Annotated in this window: 16 protein-coding genes; 8 read left to right on the top strand and 8 right to left on the bottom strand. The window is 43.6% G+C overall.

Annotation, left to right across the window (positions count from 1 at the left end):
- Positions 1-56: 56 nt before the first annotated feature.
- Positions 57-398, bottom strand: a complete 342-nt coding sequence (locus L4C54_RS17955) for a DUF3135 domain-containing protein (RefSeq protein ID WP_428809218.1) — start codon at positions 396-398, stop codon at positions 57-59.
- 407 nt (positions 399-805) lie between these two features.
- Between L4C54_RS17955 and L4C54_RS17950 the strand changes: the two genes are divergently transcribed.
- Both L4C54_RS17950 and L4C54_RS17945 read left to right on the top strand, forming a co-directional pair.
- The gene (locus L4C54_RS17950) at positions 806-1,747 is read left to right on the top strand and encodes a response regulator (RefSeq protein ID WP_428809217.1); all 942 of its coding nucleotides are present in this window, start codon (positions 806-808) and stop codon (positions 1,745-1,747) included.
- Complete coding sequence (locus L4C54_RS17945; protein ID WP_428809216.1) at positions 1,744-2,721, top strand: sensor domain-containing diguanylate cyclase; 978 nt, start codon at positions 1,744-1,746, stop codon at positions 2,719-2,721. Before L4C54_RS17950 ends, L4C54_RS17945 begins: the two co-directional genes overlap by 4 nt.
- Before the next feature lie 20 nt (positions 2,722-2,741).
- Here the strand turns inward: L4C54_RS17945 and L4C54_RS17940 are convergent, their stop codons facing one another.
- Positions 2,742-3,359 (bottom strand): helix-turn-helix transcriptional regulator, encoded by a 618-nt coding sequence (locus tag L4C54_RS17940; RefSeq protein WP_428809215.1) that lies wholly within the window; start codon positions 3,357-3,359, stop codon positions 2,742-2,744.
- 296 nt (positions 3,360-3,655) lie between these two features.
- Between L4C54_RS17940 and L4C54_RS17935 the strand changes: the two genes are divergently transcribed.
- From L4C54_RS17935 to L4C54_RS17925, 3 genes are all read left to right on the top strand, one after another.
- On the top strand, positions 3,656-3,949 hold the full coding sequence (locus L4C54_RS17935; protein WP_428802747.1) for a co-chaperone GroES: 294 nt from the start codon (positions 3,656-3,658) through the stop codon (positions 3,947-3,949).
- A gap of 80 nt (positions 3,950-4,029) precedes the next feature.
- Complete coding sequence (groL, locus tag L4C54_RS17930; RefSeq protein WP_428809214.1) at positions 4,030-5,676, top strand: chaperonin GroEL; 1,647 nt, start codon at positions 4,030-4,032, stop codon at positions 5,674-5,676.
- Positions 5,677-5,981: 305 nt separating this feature from the next.
- The gene (locus L4C54_RS17925) at positions 5,982-7,427 is read left to right on the top strand and encodes an ATP-binding cassette domain-containing protein (RefSeq protein WP_428809213.1); all 1,446 of its coding nucleotides are present in this window, start codon (positions 5,982-5,984) and stop codon (positions 7,425-7,427) included.
- Positions 7,428-7,496: 69 nt separating this feature from the next.
- Here the strand turns inward: L4C54_RS17925 and glpX are convergent, their stop codons facing one another.
- The gene (glpX, locus tag L4C54_RS17920) at positions 7,497-8,504 is read right to left on the bottom strand and encodes a class II fructose-bisphosphatase (protein ID WP_428802744.1); all 1,008 of its coding nucleotides are present in this window, start codon (positions 8,502-8,504) and stop codon (positions 7,497-7,499) included.
- 286 nt (positions 8,505-8,790) lie between these two features.
- Between glpX and zapB the strand changes: the two genes are divergently transcribed.
- Entirely contained in the window at positions 8,791-9,033 is a 243-nt protein-coding gene (gene zapB / locus L4C54_RS17915) for a cell division protein ZapB (protein WP_428802743.1), read from the top strand.
- Between the two features lie 112 nt (positions 9,034-9,145).
- Here the strand turns inward: zapB and metF are convergent, their stop codons facing one another.
- The 3 genes from metF to L4C54_RS17900 form a co-directional block, all read right to left on the bottom strand.
- Positions 9,146-10,036: a methylenetetrahydrofolate reductase gene (gene metF, locus L4C54_RS17910; protein ID WP_428802742.1), complete on the bottom strand. Its 891-nt coding sequence runs from the start codon at positions 10,034-10,036 to the stop codon at positions 9,146-9,148.
- A 285-nt stretch (positions 10,037-10,321) separates the two neighbouring features.
- Positions 10,322-12,733 (bottom strand): bifunctional aspartate kinase/homoserine dehydrogenase II, encoded by a 2,412-nt coding sequence (locus tag L4C54_RS17905; protein ID WP_428809212.1) that lies wholly within the window; start codon positions 12,731-12,733, stop codon positions 10,322-10,324.
- Positions 12,734-12,736: 3 nt separating this feature from the next.
- A complete protein-coding gene (locus L4C54_RS17900; RefSeq protein WP_428809211.1) occupies positions 12,737-13,948 on the bottom strand; it encodes an O-succinylhomoserine (thiol)-lyase in 1,212 nt (403 codons plus the stop codon).
- A gap of 274 nt (positions 13,949-14,222) precedes the next feature.
- On the opposite strand from L4C54_RS17900, the gene metJ reads away from it, so the two are divergent.
- A complete protein-coding gene (metJ, locus tag L4C54_RS17895) occupies positions 14,223-14,543 on the top strand; it encodes a met regulon transcriptional regulator MetJ (protein ID WP_248008295.1) in 321 nt (106 codons plus the stop codon).
- Between the two features lie 178 nt (positions 14,544-14,721).
- Here metJ and L4C54_RS17890 read toward each other — a convergent pair whose 3' ends face one another.
- A complete protein-coding gene (locus tag L4C54_RS17890) occupies positions 14,722-16,011 on the bottom strand; it encodes a malic enzyme-like NAD(P)-binding protein (RefSeq protein WP_428802739.1) in 1,290 nt (429 codons plus the stop codon).
- 351 nt (positions 16,012-16,362) lie between these two features.
- A complete protein-coding gene (gene rpmE / locus L4C54_RS17885) occupies positions 16,363-16,578 on the bottom strand; it encodes a 50S ribosomal protein L31 (RefSeq protein WP_428802738.1) in 216 nt (71 codons plus the stop codon).
- Between the two features lie 282 nt (positions 16,579-16,860).
- Between rpmE and priA the strand changes: the two genes are divergently transcribed.
- A complete protein-coding gene (gene priA / locus L4C54_RS17880; protein WP_428809210.1) occupies positions 16,861-19,062 on the top strand; it encodes a primosomal protein N' in 2,202 nt (733 codons plus the stop codon).
- The last annotated feature ends 72 nt before the right edge of the window (positions 19,063-19,134 follow it).

Genomic DNA, 19,134 nt, shown 5'->3' with positions numbered 1-19,134 from the left:
AGCAGTTAGTACCAATAGGTTTGAATATTATCAATTATTCCTAAGTATGGCAGGAGCTAACGCCAATCTTCATCTCTAGGTCTAAAAGGAATAATGTCAGCACTCGGCTGTGCAACTCTTCCATCCCCTTCTAGCACGCTTTGAAAGCGATACACCTGCTGCGACAGCTCTTTCATTAAAATAACATTTGCTTGGATTGGGTTTTTACAGCGGTCAACGACGCGATCGATATGACTTTGCTGTGCCCATAGGCGATCTTGCATTTCAGTAGAGGCGGAGAGAATCATCTCTTCACACATGTCCTTTTTAAACTGTACGAAGGCATCAGGGTGGTGTTTAGCTAAATCCACTAACTCATCAAAAGGTGGAAGAGTCTGATTTAAAGGGGAGGCATTCATGTCCATTTCCTCTATCTACAGCATTTATTGACTATCACAGTGCTTGATAGACAGTGTTTGATAGCTCTTTTATGTTGAACCATTTTTCAACATTACCTTAAGCGTAAGCAATGAAATAGATTAAAGTTTGAACGAAAGTCTGCATTCTCAATAGTGAGACGGTGATTTATTGCGCAACCCGTTGCTTTTCTATTCGCCCGATTATTGTTTATTTCTATGAATAATCAGTGAAAAATAGAAATAAACATGAGCAAAGCTCTAATTTTACCATCGATACCTTTACCGTCTATTTAACATGGTGTATTGATTGGGGCTTGCTGGAGTGATCTTCATTCCAAAATATTAATAAGGGCAAGGGGATACACTCCTTGTTCTTCATAACTGATGATCCTGAATAGCCATTAATCATGAATATTCTTATCTGCGATGATTCGGCGCTTGCGCGAAAAATGCTAGCAAGAAGTATCGAGCTATTGCCTAATCAAAACGTGCTGTTTGCCGAAGGTGGACAGCAAGCTTTAGATCTCTTACATCAATACTCGGTTGATGTGCTATTTCTTGATCTGACGATGCCAGAAATGGATGGCTATCAAGTCTTAAAGCTCATGCCTCATAGTTATCCTACTAAGGTTGTTGTTGTTTCTGGTGATGTTCAAGCCCAAGCGATGAGTCGATGCATGGATTTAGGCGCTTACACCTTTATTCAAAAACCATTCTCCAACAGCTACGCCGCTGAAATATTCACTCGCCTTGGGCTTATCTTCAAAGCTAACGGTGTTCGAGTTGATGATATTTCCCCACAAGTGAAATTTAAAGAAATTGCCAACATAGCCCTAGGGCAAGGGGCGGCCAGTTTAGCTAGCGTTCTTGGTGAGTTTATCCACCTACCTATTCCAACGGTCAGTACTATTGAGAAAGCTGAACTGGACATGATGCTACGTGATGCTCTATACCGCGATGAAGTCAAAGCAGTAACCCAACGCTTTGTAGGAAGCGGTATGCATGGTGAAGCTTTAATTTGTTTGCATGGACAAGGGATTAGTCACATTGGCGAACGGTTAGGTTTTACTAGTGAAGATAACTCCTATAACGAAGTGGTACTCAATGTCGCCAATTTGTTTGTTTCCTCTTTTATGACCTCACTATGTGACCAAATGGATGTCAGTGTTTCATTGCGACAGCCAGTCGTTGTCGATAGCCGAGTGTACGCCAAGCCCAGTTGCTTAGGAGATGACACCTTGGCGCTTGAGTTTATTTATCGAGATGATCAAGCCTTTGAGTGCGAAGTGTTATTTATGTTTGATCGTGAATCAGAACAAGTCATTAATCGTGTTATGGAGTCAATATGAGTCTTGAAGGTAACTTTGATGTGGTTGAAGAGCTGCATTGGTATACCCAAGTCATCGACACCATGGACGTCGGGATTTTTGTGCTCGATCTTGAGTTTAACGTCATGGCGTGGAATCGTTTTATGCAGTCGTACAGCGGTATCCCTTCGGCTGATATTTTACATAAACCGCTGTTTAGCGTTTGCCCTGATCTTCCTCAAGCGTGGATGGAAGCAAAATGCAATGCCACGACGACATTAGGAACTCAAGGCTTCTCTTCATGGGAAGACAGAGCCTATATTTTTGAATTTCAGAATTTCTCTCCAGCCTCTCGCGGATTAGAGCAGATGCATCAGAATATGGTGATTACTCCGCTAAGTTCTTTGTCTGGTCAGGTTTCGCATTTGTGTGTGATGATCAGTGATGTTTCTGATATTGCACAAAATAAAATGCTGCTTCATGAATCTAACCGTAAGCTTGAGCATAAAAGCCGTATCGATGGTTTAACCGGGTTACTCAATCGAGCATGTTGGGAGCAGTCTTTAATCGATGAGTGCAATAAGCTTAAAGTTGATGATGAACGAGTTTCGACACTCATTATGTTCGATATCGATTTCTTCAAGCGTGTTAATGATAATTATGGTCATAGCATTGGTGATGAGGTGATTCGGCATACCGCGTTACTAGCAGAAAAGACTTCAAGAGGCAGTGACTTTGTTGGTCGATATGGAGGGGAAGAATTTGCAGTTTTATTGCCAAATACGTGCCATGAACAAGCGCTCTATTTTGCTGAAAGGCTGCGTAAACGGGTTGAAGAAAGTGCCATAAAGACAGCTCAAGGGACGATTAATTACACGATTAGTCTGGGTGTCAGTGAGTTCAATAGAGAACTGATTGAGACCGCCACGCAATGGATTGAGGCGGCAGATACCGCGCTTTATAAGTCGAAAGATAACGGACGAAATATGACGACCGTTCATTCCTTAATGGCTTAATCCGCACTTGCTTCTATTGTTTATGCTTGTTTGATGAGATATGCGCAGCGTCTTTGCCCCTGTACGATATGTTCAGTGCGATTAACCTGATACTCATCCCCAAGTAGCGATTGAAAGACATTAAGTTCAGAGGCGCAAAGCACAGGGCTACGAGTCGCAGCCTTGCAAATAGGGCAGTGATTCTCAATCAGCAAGTAATCACCTTCAAGTGGCTGTAGCTCTGCCATATACCCTTCACTTCGGCGTTGCTCGACAATGACCGTCAGTTTCTCTTCTAAAGAAGCACTACTTGAGATCAGTTTTTGATAGCTAGTGAGTGTTTGCTTCTCTCTTTCAGCTGCAATTTTCTCTAGACCATCTTGGCCAAAGAGCCTCTCAACCGCATCAATCATTTGAATGGTTAACTCACCGTGACGATCAGCAAACTGAGCATGGCCTTTGCTTGTTAATGACCAATGTCTTGTTGGTCTGCCCACTTTCACTCTTATGTCGTGATAACTAAGTAACCCTTCATCTTCTAAGATTTGTAGATGTTGGCGCGCACCCATTGTGGTCATGTCTAAATCAAGAGCCAACTGCTTAGCGGTGATCTCTCCATTTTCCTTTATCGCCTGCAGTATTTTTTCGCTACTTTTCATCTTTCCCTCGCATCCGCTGTTTAATTATGCGGTAACGGTTTAATTATGTCGTATCGATTTAATAAAGCAAAGAATTTACTATTGAGATTCATCCAAGCCAATGTCTGTTACAGCGTTAATTTGGAGGTTTGGTCACAAAAAAACGGCCTCGCCCCCTTGGGATTATTTGTTATGCCCCCACATCTGTTTCACAAGCTGAAACACCTTTGAAAGCAGATCCATTGAAAACCGATCCGTTGAAATAAAGGGTGTCAGTATTTATCAAACCTCATGGAAATTTTTAGGAGAGACGATCGATGAACATTCGTCCATTACACGACCGAGTTATCGTAGAACGCAAAGAAGCTGAATCAAAATCTGCTGGTGGTATCGTACTTACCGGTTCTGCTGCGGAAAAATCGACTCGCGGTACAGTGGTTGCTGTGGGTAAAGGCCGCATCCTAGAAAACGGTTCTGTTCAAGCGCTAGATGTAAAAGTAGGTGATGAAGTGATCTTTGCTGAAGGTTACGGCACCAAGACTGAAAAGATCGACGGCAAAGAAGTCTTGATCATGTCTGAAAATGACATCATGGCGATTGTAGAAGCATAAGCATTCGTTGAGTAATTTACTTTTCTCATCAACATTTACTTTCGAGTAAATCGTGAATAAAAAATTTAAAGGAAATAAAGATGGCTGCTAAAGACGTAAAATTTGGTAATGACGCACGCGTAAAAATGCTAGAGGGTGTTAACGTTCTGGCTGACGCTGTAAAAGTAACGCTAGGTCCTAAAGGCCGTAACGTTGTTCTCGACAAATCATTTGGTTCACCAACCATCACGAAAGATGGTGTTTCTGTAGCGCGTGAAATTGAATTGGAAGATAAATTCCAAAACATGGGCGCACAAATGGTTAAAGAAGTTGCTTCTCAAGCAAACGATGCGGCGGGTGACGGAACAACAACAGCGACAGTACTTGCTCAGTCAATCATTACCGAAGGCCTTAAAGCGGTTGCAGCGGGTATGAACCCAATGGACCTTAAGCGCGGTATCGATAAAGCAGTTATCGCAGCAGTGGAAGAGCTAAAGAATCTTTCTGTTGAATGTAAAGATACTAAAGCCATCGCTCAAGTAGGTACTATCTCTGCTAACTCTGATGAGACGGTTGGTAATATCATTGCAGAAGCGATGGAAAAAGTAGGTCGTGACGGTGTTATCACTGTTGAAGAAGGTCAAGCTCTACAAGATGAGCTAGACGTAGTTGAAGGTATGCAGTTTGACCGCGGTTACCTATCTCCTTACTTCATCAATAACCAAGAAGCGGGTTCAGTTGATCTAGAAAGCCCATTTATTCTTCTTATCGACAAGAAAGTATCAAACATCCGCGAACTGCTTCCAACTCTAGAAGCGGTTGCTAAAGCATCTCGTCCACTTCTAATCATCGCTGAAGATGTAGAAGGCGAAGCACTTGCTACGCTTGTAGTGAACAACATGCGCGGTATCGTTAAAGTGGCAGCTGTTAAAGCGCCTGGTTTCGGTGACCGTCGTAAGTCAATGCTTCAAGACATCGCTATTCTAACTGGCGGTACGGTTATTTCTGAAGAGATTGGTCTGGATCTTGAAAAAGTAACGCTAGAAGACCTTGGTCAAGCTAAGCGCGTAACTATCACTAAAGAGAACTCAACTATCATCGATGGTGCGGGTGAAGAAGTGATGATTCAAGGTCGTGTTGCTCAAGTTCGTCAACAAATTGAAGAAGCAACGTCTGACTACGATAAAGAGAAGCTTCAAGAGCGTGTCGCTAAACTTGCTGGTGGCGTTGCCGTTATCAAAGTTGGCGCAGCAACTGAAGTTGAAATGAAAGAGAAGAAAGACCGTGTAGAAGATGCACTTCACGCAACTCGCGCAGCGGTTGAAGAAGGCGTTGTTGCTGGTGGTGGTGTTGCACTTATCCGCGCAGCATCTAAAGTTGTTGGTCTTGAAGGTTCTAACGAAGAGCAAAACGTGGGTATCCGCGTAGCACTTCGCGCAATGGAAGCTCCAATTCGCCAAATCACAACTAATGCTGGCGATGAAGAATCAGTAGTGGCTAACAATGTACGCGCTGGCGAAGGTAACTACGGTTACAACGCTGCTACAGGTGAGTACGGCGATATGATTGAAATGGGTATTCTAGATCCAACAAAAGTAACGCGTTCAGCACTACAGTTCGCAGCATCAGTTGCTGGTCTTATGATCACAACCGAAGCGATGGTGACTGACAAGCCACAAGACGCTGGTCCAGCTATGCCTGATATGGGTGGCATGGGCGGTATGGGTGGTATGCCGGGCATGATGTAATTTGTTGTTTATCTTGTCGCTGTAAAGCTTGATTGCAGCGTCGAAAGTACTCATTTACTAACGTAAACTCCGTGCTTTCTTCTTACTCTAAAGCGTTGCAGCTTAAAGATCATTAAACAAATATCAGATAGAGAACCGAGGCTTTGAGTCTCGGTTTTTTTATGTCTGTTACTTGAGACTAATGCTTTTTGAAGATAGAGTTTTTTGAAATTGAGGTCGATGTGCTACTGGATATTAGTGCCAGTATTGAGCATTATGGATACAAATGGATAGGGTATTGAATACAATGATAACAGGGATAAGTTATGCAGATTCAAAAGCTTCGCTATGAGAGTGAAGCCATTTCGCTGAAGATTGATGATTGGAAGCTTGAACCAAAGCAGCATTGGGGGATCTTCGCTGCCCACAGTCACAGTGCTTCGTTGGTGGCTCAAATCCTAAGTGGGGAACTAACGCCTGATAGTGGTGATATCTTCGATCTTCCTAGTCCAATTGCATGCGTCTCTCTAGAGATGCAACAGCAGCTATTAGAAGATGAAATTGCTAAGGACGAAACTGACTTTCAAGACAGTCTGGATTACGGAACGTCAGTAGAGCAACTGTTGTTAGAAGTCGGTTGTGAGGTCGAAGAGCTTGAAGCGATGTTAAAACAAACGGATCTTCAAAACTTACGTCAACGTCAGTTTAGACAGCTATCGACAGGGGAAACTCGCCGAGTGATGCTTACTCGAGCATTAGTGCAAAAACCACAACTCTTAATCCTCGATGAGCCTTATACCGGCTTAGATGCTCAGCATCGTGTTGACTTGACTGAATTGCTTAACCAATGTGCCAACCAAATGCAGTTAGTTATTATCACCTCACGAGAAGATGAGTTGCCTAAGTGCATTACTGATGTTGCACTGTTTGATCATCAAAGCCTGACTCAAACCATGAGTGTCGAGCAATGGAACGATCACCCTGTAAGAGAACAAATTCAAGCACTTTCTGAACAAAAAAGTGAGGACTTACTTCGACTTATGGCAGAGAAAGCGGGTGAATTTAATTACCCTGAAACTCTCGTTTCGATGAACGATGTAAAAGTCGAATACTTAGATGGTTTGATATTCAAAGATTTCACTTGGCAGGTTAAGCAAGGTGAACATTGGCAGGTCCGTGGCCCTAATGGTTGTGGTAAAAGCACCTTACTTGGGCTGATTTTGGGTGACCACCCTCAGTGTTACTGCAACGATATCAGTGTGCTGGGAATGAAGCGTGGTAGTGGTGAGAGTATCTGGGATATTAAGCGCCAAATCGGTATCGTTTCATCAGCTTTGCATCTGCAATATCGCGTGGGTTGCCAAGCGTTGGATGTGCTGTTATCCGGCTTCTTTGACTCCATTGGGCTTTATGATCAGCCAAGTAAAAAGCAGATAGAAGCAGCGCATCAATGGCTAGAAGTCTTGGAGATGAGCGAATTTGCGAGCGTTAGCTTTCGTAGTCTCGATTACGGTCAGCAGAGATTGCTATTGATTGGGCGTGCTTTGATTAAACAACCTGCACTATTGGTACTAGATGAACCTTACCAAGGGCTTGATTTTATTAACCGTAAACTGGTGTACTTCGCGTTAGAGCGTATTGCTAAAGCGAATCTGAGCCAGCTTTTGTATGTGACTCACTATCAAGAAGACGCGCTAGAGGCGATTACCCACTTTGTGGACTTTGTACCTGATACCGAAGGGCATAAGGCAGTGGTTACTCACTCGGAGTAATTCTTGCCAGATGTGACGATCAAAAAAGGCTTCTAGAATGAAGCCTTTTTCTATATCAATACACGCTAATTAAAGAATATGATCACGTACCTCGGCGTCTTTACGCTCTAGGTAGTGAATAGACTTAATGCGTCGAATCGTACGGCAGCGACCACGGATAACCAACGTCTCTGTTGTTGCGATATTTCCTTGGCGAGTGATACCTTCAAGAAGGTCACCTTTAGTGATGCCAGTTGCTGCAAAAACAACATCATCACTGCGCGCCATATCTTCCATTTTTAGAACGATATTTGTCGTTACGCCCATTTCAGCACAACGTTTTAGTTCTTCTTCACCGAACTTACGGTTCTCTTCTGTATCACCCTTAACTTCGTGGCGAGGAAGGAGCTTACCGTGCATGTCACCGTCAAGTGCGCGAATAACAGCAGCAGAAACCACACCTTCAGGTGCGCCACCGATACAGTACATTACGTCAACTTCGCTGTCAGGCATACAAGTTAGGATAGAAGCGGCAACATCGCCATCTGGCACAGCAAAAACGCGTACGCCCATCGCTTGCATATCTGCAATCACTTTATCGTGACGAGGCTTTGCAAGAGTGGTAACAACAAGCGTATCCAGAGTTTTACCGAGTGCTTTAGCAATGTTCTCTAAGTTTTCTGTTAGTGGTTTATCAAGGTCAATACAACCTTTAGCGCCAGGGCCAACCACGAGTTTTTCCATGTACATATCTGGTGCTTTCAAGAAGCTACCTTTCTCGCCAGCAGCAAGAACAGCAAGAGCGTTCGATTGCCCCATTGCTGTCATACGAGTACCTTCGATAGGATCTACTGCTATATCAACAGCATCGCCACCTTTACCTACATTTTCACCAATGAAAAGCATCGGTGCATCATCAATCTCACCTTCACCGATAACGATTTCACCGCTAATTTCAGTTTTATTAAGTAGAGTGCGCATAACTTCAACAGCAGCGCCGTCAGCAGCAATTTTATCGCCACGGCCAAGCCATTTATAACCTGCTAGTGCAGCACCTTCAGTAACTCGTGAAAAAGCCAAAGCTAAGTCGCGTTTCATGATGACTCCAAATAAGAAAAGGGATAGGAAATTTCGGCGCGATTTTAACACATCAAAAAGGAAACGTTTGCATTTTTGTCGAATCGCTTCCAATTGAGGGATTTTGAGTTAAATTTACTGGCTTATCGGTACGCGAGTCAGGTGTTTGTCAATATGAGTGCGTTTTTTGAGCGAATGGTATAAATTATCGAATATAGCGCGTGTTTATCAGCGCTCTGCTGAGTAGAATGGGGGTAAGAGCAACACTCACCATATAATGTAAAGCGCACAGTAAAGGTAGGCTAAAATGTCTTTTGAAGTATTAGAGCAACTGGAAGCAAAGATTCAAACAGCAGTAGACACAATTTCTTTGCTACAAATGGAAGTTGAAGAATTAAAAGAAGAGAAGCAGCAACTAGCAAGCGAAGCGAGTGAGCTGAAAGCCAACCGTGAAGCTCTAGAGCAGAAAGCAGAACAGATGCAACAAGAGCAAGCTGCATGGCAAGAACGTATCCGTGGCCTACTTGGCAAAATGGATGAAGTAGAATAATCGCATGTTTATTAAAGCTTGGTTTTTTAAAACTAGGCTTATTGCAGATTCAATAAAAACGCCAACGAGAGATCGTTGGCGTTTTTGTTTTTATAGATTGTGTAAAGCCGCACTAACCTTGTGGGCGAACACCTAGCGTGTGGCACAGCGCGTACGTCATTTCAGCTCGGTTTAGTGTGTAGAAATGGAAGTCTTTTACACCTTCACGGCTTAGCGTTCGTACCATATCAATTGCTTGGCTAGCACCAACCAGTTGACGTGTTGTTGGATCGTCATCTAAACCTTCAAACTGTTTTGCCATCCAGCCCGGTACTTTTACGTTATTCATCGCAGCAAAGCGAGAGGCTTGCTTGAAGTTAGAAACAGGAAGAATACCCGGTACGATTTCAGCATCAATACCAGCCGCTACGCAGCGGTCGCGAAAACGAAGGTAGCTTTCTACATCAAAGAAGAACTGCGTAATCGCGCGATTTGCACCTGCATCAATCTTACGCTTAAGGTTGATTAGATCCGCTTGTGCACTTTTTGCTTCAGGGTGAACCTCAGGGAAGGCTGCGACTGAGATATCGAAATCGTGACGCTCTTTAAGTAGCGTTACTAGATCTGACGCATACATCTCTGGTGCGCCGCCACCTGCTGGAATATCGCCACGCAATGCAACAATGCTTTGGATTCCATTATTCCAATAGTCATCAGCAATTTGAATTAGTTCATCACGAGAAGCATCGATACACGTTAGGTGGGGGGCTGCAACAAGGCCGGTTTGATCTTTAATATCTTTGATGATGGAGTGAGTACGGTCACGCTCACCAGAGTTTGCACCGTATGTTACAGAAACAAACTTAGGCTGTAGAGTTTTCAGACGGTGAACAGAGTTCCACAACGTTTCTTCCATCTTCTCACTGCTTGGTGGAAAAAACTCAAATGACACATTGATGCTATCTGAAAGCTCAGCAACATTTTGATTTAGTGCGTCTATGTGACCTGCGTGTGTATATCCCATCTTACTCTCCCTGTGATCAATCCAATCACCAAACTTTTGAAATCGACGTTTAGACGTCTATATGTCTACAGAATGTAATGAATACGTTTTAATGTCAACAGCGTGACTGTGAATTTTTTTCATGTAGATGATGAGACTATTTCAATCAGGACTGATTAAAAAATTCAAGGGGAAGAGGGAGTATCTAAAATAAAGGATTAGAAATGGCTCTAATCCTTTATTGATTTTATTTTTCGGAATATAACCTTTAACTTTTAATAAAAAGCAGAGGCTTTGGCTATTACTCTATAACTGACTCGAAAGTAGGTTTAAGTCAGACTGAATCGCCCCTGCGGTGACTTCACGTCCAGCACCTGGGCCACGAATTACTAGTGGGTTGTCTTTATACCACTGACTCTCAATGGCAAAAATATTGTCACAAGGCAGCAGGTTCGCAAGCGCGTGTTCTTTATTGAGCGCTTCAATTCCTACAGTTGCATCACCATTTTTTTCTAGTCTTGCTATGTAGCGTAGTACTTTATCTTCGCGCTGAGCTTTCTCTAAACGCTCGGCCAAAATTTCGCTCAGTAGCGCGCTCTTATCAAGAAAATCATCCAGTGGCAGGTCGGCAAGTTCACGTGGAACAAGAGACTCAACCTTAACGTTTTCTGGTTCAATATTAAGCCCAGATTCACGAGCTAAGATCACCAGCTTACGCATCACGTCTGAGCCATCTAGATCAGCACGTGGATCGGGTTCGGTTAAACCTTGCTGCCAAGCCAAATCAACTAACTCACTAAAGGGAACTGAGCCATCAAACTGCTGGAATAACCATGACAGCGTGCCAGAAAAAATCCCAGAGAGCGCCATGATGTCATCACCACTTTCACGCAAATCGCGCACAGTGTGGTTAATCGGTAAACCGGCACCTACTGTTGCATTGTACAGCCAGTGGCGGTTTATCTTACTAAACGCATCTTGAACTTGATTGTAGTACTGGCTTGATGCTGAACCGGCCACCTTGTTTGCCGAAATCAGGTGCATACCTTGCGCTGCAATATCGAGGTATTGATTAGCCAATGCTTTACTTGCTGTGACATCTAGAACAATCACATCGTCATAGCCTTGAATTGCTCCAAGACGCTCTATCCACTCTTTACCATCGTTTGCTACTGCTTCATCGCTAAAGTGCTTTTCAACGCTGCTAGCATCGATTCCTTGGTCATCAAACCAATAGGTCTGACTATCTACGACAGCGACAAGGTTAAAACTCATGCCTCGGCGTTTTTCAAGTTCACTCTTTTGCGCTGAAAAGAGTTCAAGCCAGCTAGCGCCAATATTGCCTTTACCACATAGGGCAATCGCAACTCGTTTTTGTGCTTGGAAAAGCTGACTGTGGATAGCGTTAACTAATGGGGTAATCGGTGTTTTACGTGTGACTGCGACCAGGCTTAATCCAGATTGAGCCTCTGAAATAAACTCAACAGGTAATGACTTTAATTGCTGATAAAAGCCATAGCAGTGATTCGGATTCTTGGTTACGCCTGCGCCAACAGCAGCTACTAGCGAATAACCCTCTTTGAGTTTAATTTCCGCTTCAATCGCTGCATCTTGCAAGTGGCTTAAAGCACCGCTGGCAATTTCCGCTGTATAAGCAAGACGAAGTTGGTATTGGTCTGCTTGAGCTTCATAGGCAAGCGGCTCTAGTTGAGCACGTTTCAGACTTTGCAGTACTTCTGCTTCCAATCGTTCAAAGTCATGGCTATGAGCGAAAGAGAGTTGGATTAGAAGCACTTCATCAAGTGAGGTGATGATTTTTGCGCCGCGGCCGGACGCCAGTACACGCTCGATACGTGTAGAGCCTGATTCTGCTTGATAGCTACAGCGCAGGTGAAGATCCATCGAGCTTTGAGCAACAGGTTGTAATGTACGGCTATGAAGTACAGGGGCGGCAAGGCGTGCGAGCTCACTTGCTTCATCTAAGCGAAGAAGAGGGAGCAGGCAGGCATCATTAACAATACGTGGATCGGCGCTATATACGCCCGCTACATCGCTCCAAATGGTAACTTGAGAAACCTCAGCCAGTGCACCAATAACCGTCGCAGAGTAGTCAGAACCATTGCGGCCAAGCAGTACAGTATGACCTTGGCTATCTTGTGCCATGAAGCCTGTGATCACCACTCGATTGTGAGTGTGTTGAGCGAGAACATCTTTGATTAATGCGTAAGAGCTTGCGCGATCAACTTCAGGTTGAGTACCTGCTTTGGCGCGTAAAAATGCACGCGCATCTTGTGATACAGCATCAAGCTTATGTTGAGTTAATAAGTTTGCCAGTAATCGAGCTGACCAAACTTCACCGTGCCCTAAAACAGCGGCACGTTCTGCTTCTGTTAAAGGTGCGGTAAGTTCACCAAGCGTACTAAATTCATCATTAATTTGTGCTATTAGTTGCTGCTGGGTGTCACCAGTGAGCAGTGTATTAATCAGTTCAATTTGAAATTTACGCAGTTCTTGCAGTGCTTCATGAGCAAGGCGACCATCTTTTGATAGCGCATCTACAAAAGCAATTAAGCGGTTGGTGGTCTTTCCGGCTGCTGAAACAACAACAAGATCATCAGTCTGTGAGTATTCTTTGAGAATATTAACAACGCGCAAGTAGCACTCAGGATTAGCTAGGCTACTGCCACCGAACTTATGTAGCTGACGTGAAACAGTCATTAATTAGGCCTCTTTCTCTGAGTTGTTTTGTTCTAAGTTAACTTTCTTTTCAGTAAAGTTTTCAGTCTTAGCAAAAGCTTGCTTCAAATCGTCAATCAGATCGTCTGCATCTTCTAAACCTACCGATAAACGTAATAGCTGTTGAGAGACACCAGCTTCTGCCAGTGCTTTTTCACCCATAGCTCGGTGAGTCATAGACGCGGGGTGACAAATCAGGCTTTCAACACCACCTAGAGATTCAGCCAGAGAGAATAGCTCTAGCTCGCCAACAAAATATTTTAGTTGTTCAAAGGTTCCGCCAAATTCAAAGCTAAGCATTGAACCAAAACCAGATTGTTGCTTTTTAGCAATGTCATGACCAGGGTGGCTTTCAAGGCTTGGATGATAGATGACTTTAACCAGCTGTTGCTTTTGCAGTTCTGCTAAAATGGTTTGAGAACTCTCTTCATGAACGCGCATGCGTGCACCAAGGGTGCGAATACCGCGCAGCGTCATGTAGCTATCAAACGGTGTGCCCGTTGCACCTATGCAGTTACCCCACCAAGCTAGCTCTTCAGCGTGTTCTTCTGTTTTGGTGATTACCACGCCGCCAATGACATCTGAGTGACCATTGATGTACTTAGTTGTTGAGTGAATAACAAAGTCTGCACCAAGCTCTAAAGGCTTTTGGAACACAGGTGTTAAAAAGGTATTGTCGACGGCTACTAATGCGCTCACTTCTTTCGCTTTTTTACACGTACGCTCAATATCAACAACACGAACCAAAGGATTAGAAGGGGTTTCAATAAGAATGAGCTTTGGTTTTTTCGCGATAGCGGCGTCAAAGGCTTTCATATCCGATTGATCAACAAACTCAACTTTAAAGTCTCCTTTCAGGCTGCGAGTATTGAATAGACGATAAGTGCCGCCGTAACAGTCATGAGGCGCAATGATAAGATCATCAGGGCCGATAAAAGCAGAAACCCAAAGGTTCAGCGCTGAAGTGCCACAATTTGTGACAACCGCGCCTTTGCCTGACTCTAATTCAAACAGAGCAGTCTCAAGTAGACCACGATTTGGATTACCAGAGCGGGTGTAGTCGTACTTAGGCACTTCACCAAAAGCAGGGAAACCATAATTAGTCGAGAGATAAATCGGTGGCACGACAGCGTGATGTTGCGTGTCTGACTCGATACCAGTACGAACTGCGATGGTGGCTGGTTTGCGGGTGCTCATAGGTCCTTCCTTTGTGTATGACTGTATTTAAACCGTACTTATAAAATATGCATAATGACGTTGTAATGATAACTTCTAAAGAGAAACACTACCTAGGTAAGTGACTAGGATATGTTTGTTCTATGTTATTCCTACTTCCATTTTTTACACTTTACTTCTCAAAAATGAAGACGTCAACACTTCTAGACGTCTATATGTCTTTGCTTATAGACTTGAATCCGGCTAAAATTGCGCCTTGACTCAAATTACACACAATAAAAAACGAAGGTGCGCAATGGCAGACTGGAATGGTGAATACATTAGTCCATACGCGGAACACGGAAAGAAAAGCGAACAAGTAAAGAAAATCACAGTATCGATTCCGCTTAAAGTATTGAAGGTATTGACTGATGAGCGCACGCGTCGTCAGATTAATAACTTACGCCATGCGACAAACAGCGAACTTTTATGTGAAGCATTCTTACATGCTTATACAGGCCAACCTGTACCAACGGATGAAGATTTACGAAAAGATCGCCCAGACGATATTCCAGCAGAAGTGAAAGCACTGATGACTGAGATGGGTATTGAGTTTGAAGCCTACGATCAAGAATAAAAAAAGGCTCAGCTAAGTATTACTTTAAAGTGCTATTAGCACAGTGACACTATTGCTTGCTGTACATAAATAAACGGTACAGAGATAAAAAAACCGCAGTGACTTTATAAAAAGACTGCGGTTTTTTTAATGCCTAGAATATTTTTAGCCAAGAAATACCTTGAGCAAAGAAAGTCGATTAAGACTCCATGTAGTTCGCTGGCATTTCAATACGAGATACACCAGACTCAACAGCCGCAATAGCTACAGCTTTTGCTACACGTGGAAGCAAACGTGGGTCCATTGGTTTTGGAATAATGTAGCCAGAACCAAATTCAAGGCTATCAACACCCGCCGCTTTTAATACTTCAGCAGGTACCGGCTCTTTTGCAAGTTCACGAATGGCATCAACAGCTGCAAGCTTCATTTCATCGTTAATCACGCTTGCTCGTACATCAAGTGCACCACGGAAAATGAATGGGAAACACAATACGTTATTTACTTGATTAGGGTAATCAGAACGACCAGTACCCATGATTAAGTCACTGCGTACTTCGTGTGCTAGTTCAGGTTTGATCTCTGGATCTGGGTTTGAACAAGCGAAAACGATTGGTTTATCAGCCATTAGTTTAAGTGCTTCTGGTGGAAGAAGGTTCGGTCCAGATACACCTAAGAATAGATCTGCACCTTCAATAACATCTTCAAGCGTACGTTTATCAGTGTTGTTTGCGAAACGTTGTTTGTATTCGTTAATGTCATCACGACGAGTGTGGATCACGCCTTTACGGTCAAGCATGTAGATCTTTTCACGCATCGCGCCACACTTAATCAGTAGCTCCATACAGGCAACGGCCGCAGCGCCAGCACCAAGACAAACGATGGTAGCTTCTTCAAGCTTTTTGCCTTGAAGTTCAATAGCGTTCAGCATACCAGCCGCTGTTACGATAGCTGTACCGTGTTGGTCATCATGGAATACAGGAACATCACAACGCTCAATTAGACGACGTTCAATTTCAAAACAGTCAGGGGCTTTGATGTCTTCTAGGTTGATGCCACCAAAGGTATCAGCGATGTTGGCTACCGTATCAACGAACTCGTCAATTGTGCGGTGTTTCACTTCGATATCAATCGAATCAAGACCTGCAAAGCGTTTGAATAGTAGTGCTTTACCTTCCATTACAGGTTTTGAAGCGATAGGACCTAAGTTACCTAGACCTAAGATTGCCGTACCGTTAGAAATAACTGCGACCATGTTTCCTTTTGCGGTGTACTTGTAGACGTTCTCTACATTCTGTGCGATTTCACGGACAGGTTCAGCAACACCAGGGCTGTATGCTAGCGCTAGGTCTTCAGCAGAATCAGCGGCAGTAGTAAGTGCAATAGCAATCTTACCTGGGTTAGGAAAGGCATGGTAATCAAGAGCTTGTTGACGAAAGGCTTCTTGTGCAGATAACTCAGCAGAGTTTTCTTGACGGTTGTCATCGGACATAGGTGCAGGTACTCATCGAAAATGTGACTAAAAGGGGGAAGCATCATTCTAAAGGATGTAAGTCAACCTGCCTAGGTAAGAATGCGACTCATATCATTGCAGGCTGTGAATAGACTGCTGATAAGACCAGATCAAGTTTAATCAAACTAAGTCGTTGAGGTTGTTTGCGATAAAATACTTTAACGTAAAGATAAAATGAAATTATTAGCTATTGTGGGGTAAAGAGATAAGAGGATTGAAGAGAAGAGGAAGAAGAGCAGAAGATAAAAGGATTAGGTATGAAACAGGGAACAACAGAAACAAAAAAGGACGCCTGAGCGTCCTTTTTCTAATTCGGTATAGCTAAAGCTATTACTTGCTTGAAAGAGCACCGAAACGTTTGTTGAACTTATCAACACGGCCGCCTGTATCTACGATACGTTGCTTACCAGTGTAGAATGGGTGACATTTGTCACATACGTCTAGGTGAATTGCTGGCTTAGTTAGAGTTGAGTTGAACTCAAAAGTGTTGCCGCAAGAACAAGTAGCTGAAACTGCTTTGTATTCTGGGTGGATTCCAGTTTTCATGGGATAACCTCAATTAGGCCGTGTCGCCATCCGAGTCTATGCCGGACACCACACGTAGTTAAAAAATAATATGGATAATTTGTAATGCTCTTTATCAATAATAAATACCGAAAGAACATAACAAGCCCTATCCTAAGGCGCAGTATAGTAATGAATCCTAGCGTGAGGATCAACAGATTTGCTAATTATTTCGCCACTTTTTTAGTCGGTTTTTACTTCCCTCTATACTAAGCAATCATTTAGACTGTGTTTTCTTGTCGCTGTAATAAGTTGCCAACCACTATGCGCCCATCTATTGCCCGAGTTGCTTTGCCCGTTCCACTGGACAAGCAATTTGATTATCTCATTCCAAATCATCTATTTCCTGTGATTGGTGGGCGAGTCAGTGTGCCTTTTGGCCCAAGAAGCCAGATTGGTATCGTAACGGCAATGGTCAGTGAATCTGAATTTGAAATATCTAAACTCAAACCGATTTATAAGGTACTGGACGCTGTGCCAGTCTGGCCTGAAAAACTCTACAGCTTACTCAATTGGTGTAGCCAGTTTTATCAATACCCCCTAGGTGACACACTCGGCAATGCATTGCCGAGTGCGCTAAAAAAAGGCAAACCAGCGGATTTTACTTCGCTGGTGGAGTGGCAGTTAACGTCTTCAGGTCGAGATCAACTGATGCAAGGCTTTGGCAGAGCGGTTAAGCAAGCTAAAGTCATGCATATGCTCGAACACGGTCCACTGTCGCATCAATCGTTTATCGACCAAGAGATCACCAGTAGCGTATTAAAGACACTGCAAGATAAAAGTTGGATAGAGAGCCGAGAAATAAAACCGACATTAGCTAAGTGGCCTCGTGAGATTGAAGCAAGCGTTGATAAGCCGAAACTTAATGAGGAACAAGCGATTGCGATTGCCACCGTTAATAGCAATCCGGGTTTTGGCTGTTATTTACTAGAAGGGGTGACCGGTTCAGGAAAAACAGAGGTTTATCTCAATATGATAAAACCAGTGCTAGAGAAAAAGCGTCAAGCATTGGTACTGGTTCCTGAAATTGGTTTAACACCACAAACCATCAATCGATTTAAAAAACGCTTTAACGTACCCGTCGCGGTAATGCACTCTGGATTAAATGAGACTGAGCGACTCAATGCGTGGTTATCAGCACGAGATGGTATTGCAGGCATAATAATCGGTACACGGTCGGCATTGCTGACGCCTTTTGCTGATCTTGGCATTATTATTGTTGATGAAGAACACGACGGCTCTTATAAACAGCAAGATACCCTTCGCTATCATGCCCGTGATGTTGCGGTCATGCGCGCGAATAAAGAGCAGGTTCCAATCGTACTTGGCTCGGCTACCCCTGCATTTGAAACACTGCATAATGCACAAACTGGAAAATATCATTACCTGACATTGACCCAACGCGCAGGTGTTGCCAAGCCCGCGACTCATAGTGTACTTGATATAAAAGGACTCTATTTAGAAGGGGGGCTGTCTGCCCCATTGATTGCGCAAATGAGGCGACACCTCAATGCGGGTAATCAGGTGATGCTGTTTTTGAATCGCAGAGGCTTTTCACCCGCTTTAATGTGTCATGAATGTGGTTGGATTGCCGAGTGTAACCGCTGTGATGCCTATTATACTTTCCATCAGCACAGCCGAGAAGTACGCTGTCATCACTGTGGCTCACAAGAGTCGGTGATTCATCAGTGTCATGGTTGTGGTTCAACTAATTTAGTGACCGTTGGCGTCGGGACCGAACAACTAGAGCATCAGTTATTCGAGCTATTCCCAGAATACAAAACCATTCGTATTGATCGTGACAGTACTCGCCGAAAAGGCAGCTTAGAGAGTGCGCTAGAGTCGATTCGCAAAGGTGAATATCAGATTCTCATTGGCACACAAATGTTGGCTAAGGGCCATCACTTTCCTGATGTTACGTTAGTCGGTTTGTTAGATGTCGATGGCTCTTTATACAGCAGTGACTTTCGAGCCTCAGAGCGATTAGCTCAACTGTTTATTCAAGTGGCAGGGCGAGCAGGGCGAGCAAGTAAACCGGGTGAAGTGATTTTGCAAAGTCATCACCCTGAGCATGAGCTGTTACAGGCTCTGCTTCATCAAAGTTATGGGCATTTTGCAAAAACAGCATTGCAAGAGAGAAAATTAGCTCAACTTCCCCCTTATAGCTTCTTAACGCTATTTAGAGCTGAAGCGAATGATAATCAGCTTGTTGAAGACTTTCTTCGCCAGGTGAGACACACATTAGAAGCACATCCATTGTTTGATGAATACTGTATGGTGCTTGGGCCAACACCTGCGCCACTGGCAAAGCGTGCGGGGAAACATCGCTGGCAGTTACTTTTACAAACGGAAGTGCGATCGTTGATGCAAAAGCTACTTATGAGCGCCAAACCAGCGATCAACTTATTGCCAATTTCAAAAAAGGTACGTTGGTCGATTGATATTGAACCGCAAGACTTAAGCTAGCTCTACAATTGAGCCGAATGTGATCTGCTACGTATTAAAAAAATGACAAACAGGTGATTTGTGAGCAGTCTC

The organism is Vibrio lamellibrachiae (genome assembly GCF_050337265.1).
GTDB classification, from domain to species: Bacteria; Pseudomonadota; Gammaproteobacteria; order Enterobacterales; family Vibrionaceae; genus Vibrio; species Vibrio kyushuensis.
This window is presented reverse-complemented; position numbering and strand designations above follow the sequence as displayed.